The 4,576-nt window shown below is 58.7% G+C and carries 1 protein-coding gene and 2 pseudogenes; all 3 read right to left on the reverse strand.

What is annotated here, in order from left to right; translation table 11 throughout:
* Positions 1-2,166, reverse strand: a pseudogene (locus VZ95_RS29775) (DNA-directed RNA polymerase subunit beta'); the annotation flags it as partial.
* Positions 2,167-2,305: 139 nt separating this feature from the next.
* Positions 2,306-3,946: pseudogene (gene rpoC, locus VZ95_RS29780) on the reverse strand (DNA-directed RNA polymerase subunit beta'); the annotation flags it as partial.
* Between the two features lie 81 nt (positions 3,947-4,027).
* Positions 4,028-4,576: DNA-directed RNA polymerase subunit beta (locus VZ95_RS12430; RefSeq protein ID WP_045776124.1), on the reverse strand; the 549-nt coding region annotated here is incomplete at its 5' end.

Genomic DNA, 4,576 nt, shown 5'->3' on the forward strand with positions numbered 1-4,576 from the left:
GCCAACGAGGTAGGTGCTATCGCCAACCTCGTCGATTTCGATCTTTTGCAGCATTTGCCTGACGATCACTTCGATATGCTTATCGTTGATCTTCACGCCCTGCAAACGATACACGTCCTGGATTTCGTTGGTCAAATAATTGGCCAAGGCTTCAATACCGAGAACGCGCAGAATATCGTGCGGAACCGGGTTGCCGTCCATCAGAAGGTCGCCCTTCTGCACATAATCGCCTTCGTGCACGCTGATGTGCTTGCCCTTCGGGATCATATATTCGACGGCTTCGCGGCCTTCCTCGGTCGGCACCACCAGAATACGGCGCTTCGTCTTGTAGTCGCGCCCAAATTCCACACGGCCCTCGGATTCCGAGATGATCGCATAGTCTTTCGGCTTGCGCGCTTCGAAGAGTTCGGCGACGCGCGGCAGACCCCCGGTGATATCGCGGGTCTTGGAGCTTTCGCGCGGGATACGCGCCACCACGTCCCCGGCCTTCACCCGCTGGCCATTCTCGATGGACAGAATGGCATCGACGGGCAGGAAGTAACGCGCTTCGAGGCCGTTCGGCAGTTTGATCGCCTCGCCCTTTTCGTCGCGCAGCATGATGCGCGGCTTCAGGTCCGACCCACGGGTTTGCTGACGCCAGTCGGTGACGACGCGGTTCGAAATCCCCGTCGCTTCGTCCATCACTTCGCGGATCGACAGACCATCGACGAGGTCGACGAAATGGCCCGTGCCTTCCTGCTCGGCAATGATCGGCAGGGTATAGGGGTCCCACTCGGCCAACCGCTGGCCTTTGACCACCGGCTTGCTTTCGTCGAACATCAGCTTCGAGCCGTAGGGCAGGCGATGGCGGGCACGGTCGCGCCCTTCCGCATCCTGCAAAATCAGCTCGACGTTGCGGCCCATGACGATATGGAAGCCCTGACCGTTCGTCACAACCGTGCGGTTGATGAACTTGATCGTCCCGTCATGGGTGGCTTCGATCGAGGATTGTTCCGCCCCGCGCTGCACCGCGCCGCCGATGTGGAAGGTGCGCATGGTAAGCTGGGTGCCCGGCTCGCCGATGGATTGCGCGGCGATAACACCGACCGCTTCACCCTGGTTAACCTGGGTGCCGCGCGCCAGATCGCGCCCGTAGCAGGTAGCGCAGACGCCGACATGGCTTTCGCAGGTCAGCACCGAGCGGATCAGGATCGAGTCGATCCCGGCCTTTTCGACCTGTTCCACCGCGTCTTCATCGAGGATCACCCCGGCCTTGCAAATCAATTGCTTGGTCTTCGGGTGAACGATATCGGCGACCGAGCAACGCCCGAGGATGCGTTCGGCCAACGGCGAGATCACTTCACCGCCGTCGACGACGGCGCGGATGGTGATGCCCTGCTGCGTGCCGCAATCATCTTCGGTGATGATGCAATCCTGCGCTACGTCCACGAGACGGCGGGTAAGATACCCGGAGTTCGCGGTTTTAAGCGCGGTATCGGCCAAGCCCTTACGCGCACCGTGAGTGGAGTTGAAGTACTCCAGCACGGTCAGGCCTTCTTTGAAGTTCGAAATAATCGGGGTTTCGATGATTTCGCCCGACGGTTTGGCCATCAGACCGCGCATCCCAGCGAGCTGCTTAATCTGCGCCGCCGAACCACGCGCCCCGGAGTGGGCCATCATGTACACCGAGTTCAGTTTGCCCGAGCCATGAACGGCCTGCATGGTCTTCATCATGGCATCGGCGACCTTTTCGGTGCACTGCGACCAGACGTCCACGACCTTATTGTATTTTTCGCCCTGGGTAATCAGACCATCGAGATACTGTTGTTCGTACTCTTTGATCTTTTCTTGGGCTTCATCCACCAAAGCGCCCTTGGCTTCGGGGATAATCATATCGTCCTTACCGAAGGAGATCCCCGAGCGGCAGGCGTGGCCGAAGCCCAGCGCCATCATGCGGTCAGCGAAGATCACGGTCTCTTTCTGACCGCAATGGCGGTAGACGATATCGATGATCGACGAGACTTCTTTCTTGGTGAGCTGACGGTTCACCAGATCGAAGCTGACCAGCACGCTTTTCGGCAGAATTTCGGCCATAATCATGCGGCCCGCAGTCGCCCGCACGTCGAGCTGCACCGGCTTGCCCGCCGCATCCACCGTCGTCCAGCGCCCGCGCACCGGCGTGTGCAGATGCAGGGTCTTTTTCCTGAAGCGCCGCTTCGATTTCCGAGATGTTGGAATAGTAGGGCACGCGCAGACCGACGAGCTTGCTGCGTTTTGCGGCAAGTTCTGCCCCAAGGGGCTTCGGATAATAGGTATCGCCTTCGCGCAGGATCAGCTTGCCATTGGTGATGGCGGCGTCGATCTCGGCGTCGGACAGTTTGCTGATGTCGATTTCATCCGTCAGACGGCGGAAATCTTCCATCGAGAGGTAATAGAGACCCAGAACAATATCCTGGCTCGGCACGATGATCGGCTTGCCGTTGGCGGGCGACAGGATGTTGTTGGTCGACATCATCAACACGCGCGCTTCAAGCTGGGCTTCCAGCGAGAGCGGCACGTGAACGGCCATTTGATCGCCGTCGAAGTCGGCATTGAACGCCGTACAGACGAGCGGATGCAGTTGGATGGCCTTGCCTTCGATCAGCGTCGGCTCGAAGGCCTGAATGCCCAAGCGATGCAGCGTCGGCGCGCGGTTCAGCATCACCGGATGCTCGCGGATCACCTCTTCCAAGATGTCCCACACTTCCGGGCGCTCTTTTTCCACCATGCGTTTGGCGGCTTTGATGGTGCTGGCGTGACCGTAGAGTTCGAGCTTGGCGTAGATGAACGGCTTGAACAGTTCCAGCGCCATCTTCTTCGGCAAGCCGCACTGATGCAGCTTCAGTTCCGGCCCGACGACGATGACCGAACGGCCCGAGTAATCAACGCGCTTGCCTAGCAAGTTCTGACGGAAGCGACCCTGCTTACCCTTCAGCATGTCGGACAGCGACTTCAGCGGACGCTTATTCGCCCCGGTGATGACGCGACCGCGACGGCCGTTATCGAACAGCGCATCGACCGCTTCTTGCAGCATGCGCTTTTCGTTGCGGACGATAATGTCCGGCGCCTTCAACTCGATCAGCCGCTTCAAGCGGTTGTTTCGGTTGATGACGCGGCGGTAAAGATCGTTCAGATCCGAGGTCGCAAACCGGCCACCATCCAGCGGCACCAGCGGGCGCAACTCGGGCGGGATAACCGGAACGACTTCCAGAATCATCCATTCCGGGCGCGAGCCCGAGGCGTGGAAGGCTTCGACCAGCTTTAGGCGCTTCACCAGCTTCTTGCGGCGGGCTTCCGAGGCGGTTTCGCGCAGCTCGACTTTCAGCGTTTCGACTTCATCCTCAAGATCGATCTGCACGAGCATATCGCGCAGCGCTTCCGCGCCGATCTTGGCGGTGAAATTCTCTTCGCCGTAATCATCCTGGGCCTTCAGGTAATCTTCTTCCGACAGAAGCTGCTTCAGCTTCAGCGGCGTCAGGCCCGGCTCGATGACGACGTAGTTTTCGAAGTAGAGAACGCGTTCGAGATCTTTCAGCGTCATATCGAGCAGCAGGCCGATACGGCTGGGGAGCGACTTCAGGAACCAAATATGCGCAACCGGCGAAGCCAGTTCGATATGGCCCATGCGCTCGCGCCGAACCTTGGCCAGCGTCACTTCAACGCCGCATTTTTCGCAGATAATGCCGCGATACTTCATGCGCTTGTACTTACCGCACAAGCATTCGTAGTCCTTAATCGGGCCGAAAATGCGGGCGCAGAACAAACCGTCCCGTTCCGGCTTGAAGGTACGATAGTTGATGGTCTCAGGCTTTTTGACTTCGCCGAACGACCAAGACCGGATGCGCTCCGGGCTCGCGATCGAGATCTTGATCTCGTCAAAGCTCTGCGGGCTGGTCACCTGACCAAAGAGATTCATCAACTCGTTCATGTCTTACTCCTGCTAGCCCTCGGGCCAGCCTGTTAGAAGACTCGTACTTCTAAAGTCCGAAAGGCTGAAAGAACCGCGCGACTAAGCGCGGTTTTCCAGTTCCACATTCAAGCAGAGCGACCGCAGTTCCTTCACGAGCACGTTGAAGGATTCAGGGATACCAGCCTCGAAGTTATCGTCGCCGCGTACAATGGCTTCGTACACTTTGGTACGGCCCGACACGTCATCCGACTTCACGGTGAGCATTTCCTGGAGCGTATAGGCCGCGCCGTAGGCTTCGAGCGCCCACACTTCCATTTCCCCGAAGCGCTGACCACCGAACTGCGCCTTACCACCCAGCGGTTGCTGGGTAACGAGGCTGTAGGGACCGATGGAGCGCGCATGGATCTTGTCGTCGACCAAGTGATGCAGCTTCAACATATAGATGTAGCCGACGGTCACCGAACGGTCGAAGGGCTCGCCGGTACGACCATCAACCAAGGTCATCTGACCCGAGCGGTGGATACCGGCCTTTTCCAGCATATGAACAATGTCTTCTTCCCGCGCCCCGTCGAAAACCGGGGTGGCGAAAGGAATACCGCGCGTCAAATTCTGCGCCAGTTCCAAAGTCTCGCCTTCGTTGAGGTCGGC

It is taken from the genome of Elstera litoralis (assembly GCF_000963705.1).
GTDB lineage: Bacteria > Pseudomonadota > Alphaproteobacteria > Elsterales > Elsteraceae > Elstera > Elstera litoralis.